We start from the raw sequence: 14893 nt of genomic DNA, 5'->3' as shown, positions 1-14893 counted from the left end.
TATCCCGGCGCTAGTGGGTCAAATTAATTCCGGCGTTGACATTTTGGCTAACAATAAAGTTTGGTTTATCACTGGTGCCGGTCGCGGTATGGGGATTGACATTGCAAAGGCTGCTCTTGCGGCTGGACATCGTGTAGTTGCTACCGGGCGTAATATTGACAAGGTATCCAAAGTTCTGGGCGAGAACGAAAACCTGCTGGTTGTCAGACTGGACATCACTAACCCTTCCGATGCAGAAGCAGCTGTCAAGGTAGCAGTTGATCGATTTGGCAGCATTGATGTACTGGTCAACAACGCTGGCAACTTCTATGCAGGATATTTTGAGGAGCTGACTCCAGAAAATATCGAGCGTCAAATTGCCACCAATCTCATTGGTCCGATGAACGTCACCCGTGCTGTATTATCTATGATGCGTAAAAATCGTTCCGGCCACATAATTTCCATTTCATCAATCGCGGGTCTTGTAGGACAAGAATATGTTTCTGCTTATTGCGCTTCGAAGTTCGGTCTTGAGGGATGGATGGAGTCTCTGCACCATGAAGTCGCTCCGTTTGGTATCAAAACAACCATAGTTGAACCTGGGTTCTTCCGTACCGAATTGTTGGAGCCGGGGTCAACATACTGGCCTGAGTTGACAATCGACGATTATACCGAGCGCTCCAATAAAAGCCGTACTATGTTTGAGTCAGTAAACGGCAAACAGCCTGGAGACCCAGCCAAACTTGCTAAGGCGCTGCTCATTATTGCAAACGAAAAGGAGCCTCCGGTACGTTGGATAGCTGGAGCAGATGCGATAGCTGGTGCTGAGCAGAAGGTAGCAGAACTCCAACAGCAGATCAACGCTTACCGTGAGTTATCAACTTCTCTTGCGCATGAGGATGCATAATTACGATTTATCGATGCTGATAATCCTGTATTATTAAGCTCCCTCGGGATACGCTAGTTCAATGAAATGGCGACAGTCTAGGACTTTATTTTCTCGTCCTTGGCTGGTCGCTGTTTCAATTTCTAAGGTCAGTCTAAAACTTATATTATGGAGTCAGGCGGTATGACAATTCGAAAAGCCGCGTTGAATAAAGACATCCAGTCTAATACTCTATTTTCTGCTGACACCTATAATCTTTGCAATAAGGCATTAGAATATCCATCTATCCGCAAATACTGAGTATGTTAAATAGAAATTTGAAGAGATGGAGATTGTATATAGTAAATAAATTATTTCTCCGTAAAGGGTGGGTGGAGATGGAAACAGCGACAATACATAAAACGAAGCTTACGGCTCCTGAAATAGCTGCACTATCAAAACGATACGTTAGCCATTTGTTTTTCTGAGTACGCCCTTTCAAAAATTGATGACCAAGATACACGTTCCATCTATAAATATGCATTAGAATTGTCTGAAACCCACGTCGAGAAGATTAAAGAATTTTTTACAAGTGAGGGGTTTCCGATTCCGCATGGCTTTTCTAATGAAGATGTCAATTTAGAAGCACCTCGTCTCTATTCGGATGAGTTCTTACTAAACTATATGTATATTATGTCTCTTCATGGACTAACAGGGTATGCAGTCTCCTTATCGACTTCTTCACGACCAGATATCCGGAAATATTATCAAGAATGTACAATTCAAACAATGAAATTACATGAAAAGGTATTGGGTGTCATGCAATCAAAAGGACTTTACACAAGACCTCCCTATATTAATCCGGATGAAATGGTAGAGTTCGTTCTTCGTGAAAATTTTATAACGGGGTGGTTGGGAGAACGAAGACCTCTGAATGCAATTGAAATAGCAAACATCACTTTTAATATGAATAAAATGAATTTAGGAAAGGCGTTAGTTCTAGGATTTAGCCAAGTAGCAAATACGAGCGATGTACGCGATTACATGGTCAGAGGAACGAAAATATCTACGAAGCACACAGAAGTGTTCGACTCCTTATTTCGTGAGGATAATTTAAACACACCAATTTCATGGGATTCTACTGTAACCAATTCGACCGAATCCCCTTTCTCTGATCGCTTTCTTTTATTTCATACCAATGTTCTTACTTCAGCTGCTGTGGGTTTTTACGGCGCTTCTCTCGCGGTATGTATGAGAAAAGATTTATCAGTTCAATACGTTAGACTCATTGAGGAGTTAATGGATTATGCGAAGGATGGAATCGATATCATGATTAAATATTGTTGGATGGAAAAGCCACCAACAGCTGACGATCGTGATAAGATTGCTCAGAAATCGCCCAGATAAAATGGCACAATCCGATAAAATCGAGAAATTGCTATGGAGTGTTGCTTTACCAGGCTTTGGTCATTTCTTAAATCGACAATACCTTAAAGGGTCCGTACTTATCCTCCTTGAGTTAATCGTTAACATGGGATCAAATTTGAACCTTGCCATTATATACAGTTTTCAAGGAGACATTGATCAAGCTATTAAACAAACTGATTTTCAATGGCTAATGTTTTATCCTTGCCTGTATATGTTTGGTATTTGGGACGCCTATAGAGATGCGGGAGGCGGTAGAACACCATTCACTATGATCCCTTTCCTTCTAGCTGCATTCTTAGCCACTGTTGGGGTTACTTACTCTGCAACAATGAAGGTAGTAGGTGTTTTATTTGGGCCCGTCTGGTTACCGATGCTTTTTTCAGTTACTGGTATTTTAACTGGTATTCTAATTAGGGCGTTACTGATAAGAGTGTCTGCTAATTATTAAACTATCGGGAATCACTAGTTCAACAATATAGTTCGAAATATAGATTAATCCCCTCCAAAAATAGTGAAGCTAATAGTAATTAGCCTTGGGAGGGGTTTTGTTTTATGAAAATGACTGATCTCTGGACTTTGTATGAGGCCGATAAACGCATTCTGGGTTATAGTCCGCACACTTTAGATGCGTATTCCCTTCAGTCTAAGGTGCTGACTCGCGATATTGGCAACCTAAACATAGGAGAAGTGACATTGGACTTACTCAAAGAATATTTAGCGAAGCAGTCGGGACGGTTAAAGCCAAGCAGTTTAGGACATCGTATACGGTTCATACGGTCCCTGTTTCGGTTTGCATTTGAAGAAGGATATATTGTAAAAAATCCTACGGCTAAGCTAAGAGAACCAAAACTTGAAAAGCGGATCCCGAAGTATTTAATTGAAGAAGATGTGATTAATCTTAAGATAACCTGTGATTCCCCACGCGAGCGCGCACTTTTGGAGTTTTTATATTGTACTGGCTGTCGTATAGGTGAAGTGCACAGGTTAGATGTTGAAGATATCAACTGGGAGAGCTGCTCCGCGATTGTACATGGTAAAGGCTCAAAGCAACGAGAAGTGTATTTTACAACCGAATGTAAGGTCTGGTTAAAGAGATACCTCGAGAGTCGAGAGGATTCTTGCAAAGCCCTTTTTGTGACGGAGTCTTTTCCTGTTCGCAGAATGGCCATACCTACAATACGTTATGCTGTTAAGAAGCTTGCAGCCCGTGGAGAGGTTGCAGTAAACGTTTATCCCCATCGCTTTCGTCATACGTATGCTTGCCACTTACTTGATAACGGTGCCCCGTTAGATTTTATTCAAGGAATGCTAGGTCACGAGAAGGCATCAACAACACAGATCTACGCTCAGTTACGTGGGGAACGTCGACGGGAATTATATAGGCGTTACTTTTAGGAGCAAGAAGCTCCCGCTGAACTAAAGGGCAGTTTAACGCAGCAAATATTTCGAGCGGAACACCATCCAGTCTGTTATGACTAGACTAAGGGCCATCCCATGAGGTGGCTGTTTTTTATGTAACCTTCTTTCTTGACCTTTACACTAATGTGAAACTTTATAATAAATTTAGTGCTCCAAATCTGTGAGGTGATCGTTTTGAAGATAGGAAAGGTAAGAAAAATAACCGGCGTTAGCGCCCGGTCGATTCGCTATTATGAGGAGAAAGGATTGATCAAAGCATCTCGTCAAGAAAATAATTACAGGGAATATGACGAAAAGGTGATCGATTCCATAAACGCAATTCAACTTTATCTAGGTTTAGGGCTGACAACGGACCAAATTCGAGACATCATCTTCTGCAAATATCCTGAGCATCAGGAGCATAAAGATAAGGACGTCTATTGTGAGGAATTACTGCTTATGTATCAGGCGAAAATGCATGAGATCAACCAACAAATAGCTGCATTAACCGAAGCGAAGTTCAAATTGGCCGAAAAAATCAATCAGATGGTACAAAAACGGGAGGAGGAAAACGAGTGACTATACTAGTTACAGGGGCAACGGGAACAGTAGGGCGACACGTCGTGGACCAACTTATTCAAAAGGGGCAAAAGGTACGTGCATTGACACGTAATCTGCTGCAAGCCAATCTTCCTAATGATGTAGAGGTTGTCGCGGGAGATCTAAGTGATCCAAGTACGCTAGTTTCTGCGTTGGTTGGCGTAAGCGGCATGCATTTAATTACAACAGGCGCTGAATATACCCCGTTACAAACGGGTCCAGAAATCGTTGAACTTGCTGAGAAGGCTGGGGTACGCAGGGTTACCGTTTTATGGAACGGGGAGAAAGGACCTTTTGAGAGGGCAGTTGAGGCAAGTGGTCTGGAGTGGACTCAACTTCAAGCCTTTGAATTTATGGCAAATACAAGAAAATGGGCGAACTCAATACGCTCTGAGGGGGTTGTTCGAGATCTGTTTGGAGGATCACGAATTGCTTCTGTTCATGAAGCGGATATTGGAAGAGTCGCAGCGGTTGCACTAACTGAGGAAGGTCATGCAGGTAAAATATATACACTAACGGGTCCTGAGAGTTTGTCGGTTCAAGATAAAGTCCGGATAATTAGTGAGGTTATCGGACGTGAAATTCAATTTATTGAGAGCTCCNCCGGATAATTAGTGAGGTTATCGGACGTGAAATTCAATTTATTGAGAGCTCCGAAGAAGAAGAACGTGAACAGATGAGAAGAATGGGTGTTCAAGAGGATGCAATTGATTACGTGATTAGTTGGCACCTTAATCCGCCTAAATCTGCTTATACGGTTTTGCCGACAGTTGAGGAAGTAACAGGACACAAGCCGTATACTTTCGCAGAGTGGGTTAAGGAGAATGCAGGACTTTTTATAGATTCCGATATTTCTTGAATCTATTATTTTGAGGTAGTGAGATAGAAAAACGTGTCTGAGTGCATCTCTGGTAGCGATCAGGTCAGGGGTTCGTCCGCGCAAGGGAGCGAACCTCGAATTGTTACGCTAAGGGTTCAAATAGTTCAACATATCATGGAGCAGAATTGCGAACCGCAGCTGCTCCTTTTTTGTTACGCAACAGGCAGCTTAATGTAATAAAATGGATCTAACCTGCATCTCTAAATACGTATAAAGGAAACCCAATAAGAAACCCATGAATTAATTATTTCACCCTCTTTAGGAGTGATGGTATGAAGAATGTTCTTACATCGTCCTTTTTACTTCTAGTTCTAAGCGGTGCAGGTTTGTTCTACTACAGTATTTGATAAACTCAATTGAAGTGAGTGGTTAAGTAATGCCAAGCATTTTACATCTTATTTAATTGAACTAATGGGATCGATAGCATAATAAAACAGCGGTGAGTCTAAGACTTTATTTTCTACTCTTAGGTAGCCGCTGTTTTATTTAATGTGGGCAGTCTAATAGAATTTTCATGCCAATGGAATGTTTGACTACAATTGTTCCTCGCGAATTTCCTTTATCCCTTTTCCACCTGCATACGCATGCACAAGGATGATCTCTCCAACAGTCTTAAACCCGTATCGTTTGTAAACTTTTTCCACCAGATGATTGATCGGATGCACCCAAAGCGCGGTTCCCGCTGACTGTGCAAACACCTGCTGAATGTGGAGCAGCAAATGCCCGATCAGACCTTGCCCGCGGTACTCCCGGAGGGTCGCCACGCTTTCCACTCGCACATCACTGCCATGTGTAAACGTGCAAGCCACCGAGACAGGAACACCGTTCAACCGGAGCAGATAATGTTGAAAACCGGGATGCCGATACTCCTGCGCAAATGCTTGTTCCCGCACTTCCTGCCCCCCGAGCTCCTGAATGCTGCATTCAACCTTTAGCGCTTCACTATAGTTGGCATCCGTCACTTCTTCTATGGAAATGGCCGGGTTCTGATCAACTTGCGCAAATGCTCCGGACCATACCTGAATCGGATTTTCCAGCTCCTCGAGGCAAAATCCTTTCGCTTTCAGCTGTTCGATCAATGATTGGTGCTGTTCGCGCCCATACAAGTAAAACCGGGGAATGATGTTTTTCGCTTGGTAAAAAGCACGCACCTCTTCGATTACTCCCGTCTGCTCCGCTTCGCAGACCGGATCAAAAATATGCGCATGATTGGCGTCATAGTACGTCGGGTTGTCCGCATTCCAAAAGAGTACACCCCATGGATAATTTCCCCTTTTGGCAAATGATTCGATATAAGTCAGGTCTGTTTCTGCAGCCAGGCGAAAGATCTCTGCCAAATCTTTATGGCTGCTCATGCAGGTTAGACTCCTTATATCCTGTCACTTTGTTCACATAGCGTGCGACGACAAACAGATAATCGGACAAGCGGTTCAAGTATTTCAAGGCAATCGCGTTCACTTGCTCCGTTTCCATGATCCGGACGGTAGAACGTTCTGCACGGCGCACGACGGTACGGGCAATATGAAAGGATGCCGCAGCCGGATGTCCTCCTGGCAGCACGAAATTCGTCAAGGCAGGCAACTCGGCATCGAGCTTGTCGATTTGCTGCTCCAAATAAAGTACATCGTCCTCTACGATTGGCCAGCCTACTTTTTTCCCTTCAGGAGTAGCCAGCTCCGCACCGATATGAAACAACTTGGTTTGAATGATGTGAAACACTGCTTTCAGCTCAGACCAATCCTCACCTTGGGGCAGCAAGGACAACGCCGATCCAATGACTGAATTGGCTTCATCGCAGTCTCCATAAGCTTCCACGCGCGGCGAATCCTTCGACACGCGCTTTCCGTACACCAGTGAGGTTTCACCTTTATCGCCAGTTTTCGTGTAAATTTTCATCGTTTTCCCCCTCCCCCGGCATTATTTCCCCGGAAATCGACGATCTCGATTACAGCTTTTCTGCCACAATGATTAATTCCGTGCTATTCTGATCAAAACCTGACTTTGCAAACGAGCCATAACGTTGGACGACCTTAAAGCCGTTTAACCGCAGCAAATGGTGAAGTTCAGTTGGAAAAATATAACGAAGGGTAAACCTTCCTACCGCTTTTTCCGTGACGATGCCATCCGCGCTCAATCGTTCATAGGTGCGGGTCACTTCCGAGAGCTGCTGGAAATGATCATAACGGGTAAAATCCCACATCGCCACCTGCTCGCCGTTTTCCAACGGGTACATCCCCCGCAGCGACATCTTTTCGCTTTCTTCGTACAGATGGTTAATTTTGGGCACAAATACATTTAAAGCAAATTTCCCTCCAGGTGCGAGATGCTTGCGGATGGCCGTCAATGCCTTCATCTGCTCCTGGATATGCAGCAGATGCAAAAAAGAGCGAAACGGAATCATGATCAGGGAAAATTGCTTCTCCAGCTCAAATTGGCGCATGTCCCCTTGGATAAAGTCGATGTGATCCAGAACACCCTTTTCTGCAGCCTTTTGCTCGGCGCGGCGGAGCATATCTACGGACATGTCGAGCCCTGTGACGCGCAAGCCCGCTTCGGCCACCGGAATCGTAATTCTTCCCGTTCCGCAGGCCAATTCGAGGATCTCTCCCCCAGCCTGCTTCGCCAAGTCGACATAAAAGTCGACATCACCCGGTACGCCTCGATTGGTCAGGTCGTAGTAATCCGCCCATTGATACATGTTGTTGCTCACCGATTTTCCTCCTATTCAACCGCACCCGAGCGCAGGTATGCATCCACCAAGCCTGCTGTGTTCTCAAAAGCTTCCCGGTGGCTTCGTTCATGAGAATGGGAAGCGTCCACCCCTGGTCCGATCAAGCCGTGGATGATGTCATAGCCTGACCGCAGCGCTGCGCTTGCATCCGAACCATAAAACGGATAGATGTCCACTTGATAGTACAGTCCATTTTCCTCAGCCAGCTGTACCAGGTGCTTGCGCATGCCGTAATGGTAAGGCCCCGAGGAGTCCTTGGCGCAAATCGATACGCAGTATTCATCCGTTGTCTGCCCCTGTCCGATTGCCCCCATATCGACCGCCAAATACTCGACCGTTTTATCCGGGATATTAGAATTTCCTCCATAGCCGATTTCTTCGTTATTGCTGATCAAGAAATGGGTGGTGTACGGCAGCGTTTCCCCCGCTTCCTTGATCTTTTTCAGGACCCCCAGCACAATGGCCACACTCGCTTTATCATCCAGATGGCGCGATTTGATAAATCCGCTGTCCGTCACGGTTGCACGCGGGTCAAACGAAACAAAATCTCCCACCTGAATGCCCAGGGCGAGCACCTCTTCCTTGGTTTTCACTTTTTCATCGAGGCGCACTTCCATGACCTCTTCTGTGCGCTCCATCTTGCCGGCGTCCGCATATACGTGCACCGAAGCTTTGGTCGACAAAATGGTGCCTGTGATAATGCGGCCATTACTGGTTTCGATCTGGCAGTACTCCCCTTCGATGGCATTGAAGCGAAACCCGCCGATCAGCGTTATTTTCAACCGACCGTTGCTTTTAATCTCCTTCACCATTGCTCCCAGCGTATCTACATGGGCGGTAAGCAGGCGGTGACGCTCGTCATTTTTTCCTGGAAGGGTGGCCAGCACGGCTCCTTTATTTGTCACGGTATAGCTGATCTCCAATCGTGTCAGCTCTTCTTTGATCCATTCCATTACACGGTATGTATTGCCAGTCGGACTTGGAATATTGGCTAATGCCACAAAGGTTTCCACCATATAATCAATCGGCAGCTTCATGTTTTTTCCCCTCTTTCTGGCTTAGGCCAGCTTTTCTTTGATCGTTTCGAGCACTTCCTGCACATGTCCAGCGACTTTTACTTTTGGCCAGACATGGGCGATATTTCCCTCGGCATCAATCAGAAACGTTGCTCGCTGAACGCCCATGTACTCCCTGCCGTACATTTTTTTCAGCACCCAGACACCGTATGCCTCCGCTACTTGATGCTCCGGATCGGCCAACAACGGAAACGGCAGCTCATGCTTTGCCGTGAATTTGTCGTGTGACTTTACATCATCGGGACTGATTCCCAGCACCACCGTATTCAGCTTGGCAAAATCTCCATGGTAATCGCGGAAATCGCACGCTTCTGTCGTGCAGCCAGGTGTCATGTCCTTTGGATAAAAATACAGCACGACATTTTTCCCGCGGAGATCTTTCAAGGAGATCGTTTGATTGCCGCTTGCTTGCAATGTAAAATCGGGCGCTTTTTGCCCTGTTGCCGTTTCTGTCATCAAGCATCCCACCTTGTCTGCATACTCTGTCTTATTTTACCACACCGCTCCGCTTATTCTCAGCTAGATGTTGCTCTTTATTTCAGAAAGATATAAAATTGAAAAATGCCAATGTATGTTGTTACGTCCTAGGACACAAAGCTGCGAGCTGGATGGTGAAAGAGATGAAAGAGTTTTTTAACGTAACGGATCCGGAAGCGCTGAAATCCCTCGCCATTCCGGAACGTGTCAAAATCCTCGAATTGTTTGAAGATTTGGAACCGAGAACGGCTAAGCAAATCGCTACCGAGCTTGGCGAAAATGCGGCTCGCCTGCATTATCATGTGAAAGAATTGGTACGTGTCGGATTGCTTGAACAGGTCGATACCCGCGTGAAGGGCTCGATCGTGGAAAAATATTATCAGCCGATTGCAAAGGTCATTCAAGTGAAGCTGCGTGTCATGATTGAAGAAAACGCCCAGCAAATCAGCGATATCCTGTTTTCTCCACTGCGCACCACGGAACAGGATCTGGTCCGGACCTTGAACCGTTTTGTATCCAGCGATATCGATGTGCGCAAGGAATACCATGACACTTTTGCTTATAACGTCAGCGAGCTGTATCTCACGACGGATGAGCGCAATGAAATGGTGGAAGAAGTGAACGCGATCATTCGCAAGTACAAAGAAAACAAGAATACAGACGGTCGCCGCAAATTCAAACACTTCAACATCCTGTTCCCGATGGTTCCGCCGGATCCGGTGGAAGGCGATGAGGATTTTGAGGATATCGATAACGGCACCGAAGAAGCGTAACCACCCATTCAAGCATCTATGTGAAACCATCTTTTGTACCTGCGTACAGCGAAGATGGTTTTTCTTTTTGGAAAAAAGGAGGGCTTTGGAATGAAGAAAACCGTGCTGTTCGATTTTGATGGGACCATCGCCGACACGCTGCCGTTTTGCTTTACCGCTTTTCGCTCCACCTTCTCTGCCTTTTTGCAGAAGGAGTACTCCGATGAGAGCATCGTCAGCTTGTTTGGCCCGACGGAAATCGAAATGATCCGGGCAGAGATTCCTGCACACGATCATGAAGCGGCCATTGAGTATTTTTATCGGATCTACACGGAAGAACAGCGCCGTGTGCAAAATCCGCCGAAAATCATGCAGATGGTCCATGCGTTTGAGCAAGCAGGCATCCAGATGGGAATTGTCACAGGCAAAGGGAAACGAAGTGCGGCTATTTCCATCGAGCTGCTGCAGCTGCAGCCGTATTTTTCTGTTGTGATCACAGGGGATGATGTGGAAAAGCCAAAGCCTGATCCGGAAGGCATTGAAAAGGCACTCACAGCATTGGGGGGAACTGCTGAAGAAGCCTGGTTTGTCGGAGACAGCGATGCGGATATCCGGGCGGCTCGCGCGGCAGGCGTAAAGGCAGTCGGCGTCAACTGGTTTCCCGTCTCGCAAAAAATGGGCGGTTTTCAGCCAGAGCCTGATTACTTTGTTACCGATCCTGAGCAGCTGATAAAGATTGTTCTTGGCTAAATGAAAACCGCGCCAATGGTTGGCGCGGTTCTTTTTGTGTATGATAACGAAACACTTTCTCTATACGGTCATCTCCGCAGTCCAATCCGCGGAGCCAGCTTCACATAAATTGGATAGGCAATCAGGGAGACCACCACGCCCTTGATGATGTTGAACGGCGTAATCGCATAAATCACGAGCGACCACAGGCTGTCGAGCCCGAAGGAATTCAGCAGCGCTTCTACAGACATCTGGTACACCACCGCATATGCCGGGAAGAGAACATAGACGTTCGCCACGGCCATCACCACCGTCATGATGATCGTGCCCAAAGCAAGACCCATGAGCAGCCCCGCTTTTCCTTGACGAACCTTTTGCATCAGCACTGCGCCATAGACAAAGCAGGAGCCTGCGACAAAGTTGGCGATTTCCCCCACCAACATCCCGTCGGTGTTTTTCAACAGCAGGTGCAGCACGTTTTTGATCATCTCAATCATAATGCCTACAGCCGGGCCAAACATGAGCCCGCCGATCAACGCTGGCAGCGTGCTCAAATCAAGCTTCAGGAAAGCTGGAATGAGCGGCACCGGGAACTCCATGTACATCAGGATAAACGCGACCGCCGACAATAGCGGCACCGTCACCAAGCGTCTCGTCTGTAAAGCGGGTTGTTGTACAACCAATTCTGTTTGTTTCATCTGTACCATCTCCTCATATTTTTCTTCACCTTTTGAGGAATGGCAACAGTGTTTCCGATACGTTCATTCTCACAGCTTGCAAGCAGCATGGCCTCTCGCTTCCCCAATAAGAAAAACTTCCATAGTAGCCCTCTCGAAGAGGTTGTCGAGTCCTTCTTCAGCGAAAGTTTTTCATGCTGTATCAGGTTGATTCGTCGTGAAGTTTATACTCTCTGATACAGTAAAAAACCCGAAGACGCGAAGTCTTCGGGGGGAATTGCGTGCGACAAAGAATACCTGCTGCCAATGCGTAGGGGAAAGCAAGCTCCCGAGCTGGCCGCAAGCAAACAAGCACGTATCAAAACGTACTGTCGTCATCCTTCTCCCATCCAGACTGTACTGTCGGCTCTGGAATCACACCAGATCCTGCACCCTGCCGCTTCATGAAGCGATCGAAGCGGACGAGGGGCTCGCGGGCTTGACGCATGTATGCGCTCACCGCCGGTCGGGAATTTCACCCTGCCCCGAAGGAATGTGAAGTTTTACGTGCTTATTATACTGTCGTACCCGTTCCTTTGACAATAGGAGGCGACACTTTGCCCGTCAAGAGCCAGCACCGCTGTATTTGCGCACGCCAAGCTTCCAGACTAACAGCCCGATGCAAAAAAACACGATTCCCATCACGGGAGTAAGCATGGCATACCCGTAATACACTTCTTTTCGCAGGAAATAGGCTGCCGGATACACACCGACGAACGCAAACGGCAAGATCCATGTCAGCAAGATGCGGATGACCTTGTTGTAGACATCGACCGGATAGCGTCCGTAGTTTTGGATATTCCAGATCATCGGAGCGATACCCGTACGGGAATCTGAGAAAAAGCTGACTGCAGCTATGCCTGTATAGACCCCAGCATAGATGAGGCTGCTGCTAATCACGAGCAGGATGAACAGCAGCACATCGTACCAGGCGAAGGTCAGCTTCAGCTGAAAGGCTGCATAGCCCATGATGATCAGCCCGGTAATCACGCCAAAGATCCTATCCGGTGCGATCGATTCCAGACATACCTGGGCCAGGTTATTGATCGGCCGGGTAAGAATCCGGTCCATTTCTCCGCGGATGATGTACTTCTCGTTGAAGTCCCAAAAGCTGAAGAACATCGAAAACACCGCATAAGGCACCAGGAAAAAGCCATAGATGAAAATGATCTCGTCACGCGTCCAATCCTTCATGGTGGATACATGCTGAAAGACGACCAAGATGAAGACCAGGTTAATCACTTCAAAGACCAGATTGGATACAAGTTCACTGAGAAAATTCGCTCGATAAGCCAGCCTTGATTTAAAATACTGACCCAAATACTCCGTAAACAACCGAAAAATATCTTTCATCGCGCCCTATCCTCCCTGTACGATCATTTTCCTGCGCGCCAGACGCCAGAGCAGCGAGATCGGCAAGAGCAAAATGACGACCCATATGATTTGCAGAAGGATCACTTCTCCCGCTTTTTCAGGGCCTACCGCTCCGGCAAAGATCATGCTCGGATAGTAGTTGATCGCCTGAAACGGCAGATAGTTCATAATCGCTTGGGCCCAGATGGGGAAAAAGCTGATCGGCAAAATCAGACCGGATAACAGATCGACCACGACGCGTTTGGCGAACATGATCCCCTCATTGCGGAAGAGGAAAAAGGTGAGCACTCCCGTCAGCAGGTTAATCTCGGTATTGATCACAAAAGCAAGCAGCAAGCTGGTCAAATAATTGCCCCATGCCCCCCATGTGCTGGGAAAGCTGAATGGCAGAAAGAAGCTGACCAGAATCATGCCGGGCAGGGCGAAAACGAGAAAGCGGAAGATCCCTTCCCCCAGCGCTTGCGCTGCCTTCACCGTTAAATAATTGTACGGTCGGATCATCTCGATGGCCACCTTGCCATCCCGCACTTCCTGGGCGATTTCCTGATCGATGTTATTGAAGTAAAACGCACGGGACATCCACGCGATCGCCACATAAGCGGTCATCTGCTCCACCGTCATGCCGGCCAGATTCTTCTGCCCGCCGTAGATGGCCCCCCACAAAAAGTAATACGCGCCAATGTTGATGTTGTAAATAATGATGCCGCTGTAATAGTTGACGCGATACGCCAGCATGGTCAAAAAGCGGATGCGGATCAGCTCGAGATACAATTTACCCATGAGCCACGACCTCGTCTTTGGTGGAATAAATATTGCGGACGATATCCTCGGTGTTCGTCTCCACCATTTTGACGTCGCTCACGTCAAACGAGCTCATCACCGTGGACAGGACATACGGAAGCATTTCCTGGCTCCGCTGGATTTTGATGCGAATCGAGTACTCATTCTCCCGCGACAGCTCACAGGGCATATCGCCGAGTACTGCCCTCACCTGCTCCACAGTGGTTTTCGCCTTGAATTGGAAAACCACCTCTGTGCCATTCCCCCACTTTTCACGGAGGTCAGCCAGCAGCCCGTCAAAGATCAGCTTGCCTTTGTCCATGACCAGCACTCGCTTGCACAAGGCCTCGATGTCGGAAACGTCATGGGTCGTCAGCAAGACGGTCATTTTTTCGGTCTCGTTCAGATTGCGCAAAAACTCGCGGATCTTTTGCTTCACCAACACGTCCAGTCCGACTGTAGGTTCATCCAAAAACAACAGCTGGGGGCGATGGATCAAAGAAGCGGCAACCTCACAGCGCATCCGCTGGCCGAGGCTCAGCTTGCGCACCGGTTGGCTGACAAACGAATTGATCTCCAGCTCCTCGACCAACCGATCTAGCCAAGCGTCCCCTTCTTTCCCCTCCACCTTGTAGACGCTTTTCAGCAGGCGAAACGACTCGAGCGGGGACAAGTCCCACCATAGCTGAGAACGCTGGCCAAAAACGACCCCAATCGACTTGACGTACTCTTCCCGCTGCTTGTAGGGGACGAATCCATTGATTTTCATCTCCCCGCCGCTTGGGGTCAGAATACCCGTCATCATCTTGATCGTAGTGGATTTGCCGGCTCCATTTTCACCGATCAATGCAAAAATCTCGCCAGCTTCTACCTGAAACGAGATGTCGTCGACTGCCTTCACTGTTTTGTACTCCCGATTAAACAGGTCGCGGAACGCTCCTGCAAGGCCGGGTCTCGCCTGATGGATGCGAAATTCTTTTTCTAACCCTTTAATTTCAATCATATTTGGATTCCTTCCTTTTCCGGATCGTCTCCATATCCATTGTTTAGTTTATCCGAGCAGTCAAAAATCTGCAAAACATAATGTGCTGAAGTTACAGTTTTCCGC

The 14893-nt window shown here is 47.2% G+C and carries 17 protein-coding genes and 1 riboswitch; of the genes, 8 read left to right on the top strand and 9 right to left on the bottom strand.

Going from position 1 to position 14893, the window contains the following annotated elements:
• The 6 genes from EIZ37_RS23260 to EIZ37_RS23235 all read left to right on the top strand — a co-directional run.
• Nucleotides 1-886: SDR family NAD(P)-dependent oxidoreductase (locus EIZ37_RS23260; protein ID WP_328591378.1), on the top strand; the 886-nt coding region annotated here is incomplete at its 5' end.
• 405 nt (nt 887-1291) lie between these two features.
• A complete protein-coding gene (locus EIZ37_RS23255; RefSeq protein WP_268898763.1) occupies nt 1292-2251 on the top strand; it encodes a DUF3231 family protein in 960 nt (319 codons plus the stop codon).
• Nucleotides 2220-2720: a hypothetical protein gene (locus EIZ37_RS23250; protein ID WP_328591377.1), complete on the top strand. Its 501-nt coding sequence runs from the start codon at nt 2220-2222 to the stop codon at nt 2718-2720. The genes EIZ37_RS23255 and EIZ37_RS23250 overlap by 32 nt, the downstream gene beginning before the upstream one ends.
• A 104-nt stretch (nt 2721-2824) precedes the next feature.
• The gene (locus tag EIZ37_RS23245; protein WP_134687148.1) at nt 2825-3667 is read left to right on the top strand and encodes a tyrosine-type recombinase/integrase; all 843 of its coding nucleotides are present in this window, start codon (nt 2825-2827) and stop codon (nt 3665-3667) included.
• A gap of 189 nt (nt 3668-3856) precedes the next feature.
• A complete protein-coding gene (locus EIZ37_RS23240; RefSeq protein ID WP_407921166.1) occupies nt 3857-4249 on the top strand; it encodes a MerR family transcriptional regulator in 393 nt (130 codons plus the stop codon).
• Nucleotides 4246-4881 carry an NmrA family NAD(P)-binding protein gene (locus tag EIZ37_RS23235; RefSeq protein WP_456236616.1) on the top strand — a complete coding sequence of 212 codons (636 nt, stop codon included), beginning with the start codon at nt 4246-4248 and terminating at the stop codon, nt 4879-4881. Before EIZ37_RS23240 ends, EIZ37_RS23235 begins: the two co-directional genes overlap by 4 nt.
• Before the next feature lie 802 nt (nt 4882-5683).
• On the opposite strand, the gene EIZ37_RS23230 is transcribed toward EIZ37_RS23235, so the two are convergent.
• From EIZ37_RS23230 to bcp, 5 genes are read right to left on the bottom strand one after another with little or no spacing between them, the layout of a single operon-like run.
• A complete protein-coding gene (locus EIZ37_RS23230) occupies nt 5684-6505 on the bottom strand; it encodes a GNAT family N-acetyltransferase (protein WP_134687146.1) in 822 nt (273 codons plus the stop codon).
• Nucleotides 6492-7046 (bottom strand): cob(I)yrinic acid a,c-diamide adenosyltransferase, encoded by a 555-nt coding sequence (locus EIZ37_RS23225; protein ID WP_134687145.1) that lies wholly within the window; start codon nt 7044-7046, stop codon nt 6492-6494. Before EIZ37_RS23225 ends, EIZ37_RS23230 begins: the two co-directional genes overlap by 14 nt.
• 49 nt (nt 7047-7095) lie before the next feature.
• Complete coding sequence (locus EIZ37_RS23220; protein ID WP_134687152.1) at nt 7096-7848, bottom strand: class I SAM-dependent methyltransferase; 753 nt, start codon at nt 7846-7848, stop codon at nt 7096-7098.
• 23 nt (nt 7849-7871) lie between these two features.
• Nucleotides 7872-8918, bottom strand: a complete 1047-nt coding sequence (locus tag EIZ37_RS23215; protein ID WP_134687144.1) for a M42 family metallopeptidase — start codon at nt 8916-8918, stop codon at nt 7872-7874.
• 21 nt (nt 8919-8939) lie between these two features.
• Nucleotides 8940-9413, bottom strand: a complete 474-nt coding sequence (gene bcp / locus EIZ37_RS23210) for a thioredoxin-dependent thiol peroxidase (protein WP_134687143.1) — start codon at nt 9411-9413, stop codon at nt 8940-8942.
• A 164-nt stretch (nt 9414-9577) separates the two neighbouring features.
• Between bcp and EIZ37_RS23205 the strand changes: the two genes are divergently transcribed.
• Both EIZ37_RS23205 and EIZ37_RS23200 read left to right on the top strand, forming a co-directional pair.
• Nucleotides 9578-10207: a winged helix-turn-helix domain-containing protein gene (locus tag EIZ37_RS23205; RefSeq protein WP_134687142.1), complete on the top strand. Its 630-nt coding sequence runs from the start codon at nt 9578-9580 to the stop codon at nt 10205-10207.
• Nucleotides 10208-10297: 90 nt separating this feature from the next.
• Nucleotides 10298-10936 carry an HAD family hydrolase gene (locus EIZ37_RS23200; protein ID WP_134687141.1) on the top strand — a complete coding sequence of 213 codons (639 nt, stop codon included), beginning with the start codon at nt 10298-10300 and terminating at the stop codon, nt 10934-10936.
• Nucleotides 10937-11004: 68 nt separating this feature from the next.
• Here the strand turns inward: EIZ37_RS23200 and EIZ37_RS23195 are convergent, their stop codons facing one another.
• From EIZ37_RS23195 to EIZ37_RS23180, 4 genes are all read right to left on the bottom strand, one after another.
• Nucleotides 11005-11613 carry an ECF transporter S component gene (locus EIZ37_RS23195; RefSeq protein WP_134687140.1) on the bottom strand — a complete coding sequence of 203 codons (609 nt, stop codon included), beginning with the start codon at nt 11611-11613 and terminating at the stop codon, nt 11005-11007.
• Between the two features lie 352 nt (nt 11614-11965).
• A riboswitch (FMN riboswitch) is annotated at nt 11966-12128 on the bottom strand.
• A 67-nt stretch (nt 12129-12195) separates the two neighbouring features.
• Nucleotides 12196-12984 carry an ABC transporter permease gene (locus EIZ37_RS23190; protein WP_134687139.1) on the bottom strand — a complete coding sequence of 263 codons (789 nt, stop codon included), beginning with the start codon at nt 12982-12984 and terminating at the stop codon, nt 12196-12198.
• 6 nt (nt 12985-12990) lie between these two features.
• The gene (locus tag EIZ37_RS23185) at nt 12991-13785 is read right to left on the bottom strand and encodes an ABC transporter permease (protein ID WP_134687138.1); all 795 of its coding nucleotides are present in this window, start codon (nt 13783-13785) and stop codon (nt 12991-12993) included.
• Nucleotides 13778-14788, bottom strand: coding sequence for an ABC transporter ATP-binding protein (locus tag EIZ37_RS23180; protein ID WP_134687137.1), 1011 nt, complete (start codon nt 14786-14788; stop codon nt 13778-13780). Before EIZ37_RS23180 ends, EIZ37_RS23185 begins: the two co-directional genes overlap by 8 nt.
• Nucleotides 14789-14893: the final 105 nt, after the last annotated feature.

The sequence above is a fragment of the Brevibacillus migulae genome (assembly GCF_004521915.1).
Taxonomy (GTDB): domain Bacteria; phylum Bacillota; class Bacilli; order Brevibacillales; family Brevibacillaceae; genus Brevibacillus_F; species Brevibacillus_F migulae.
The sequence above is the reverse complement of the archived record's forward strand: the minus strand, read 5'-3'. Positions and strand labels throughout refer to the sequence as shown.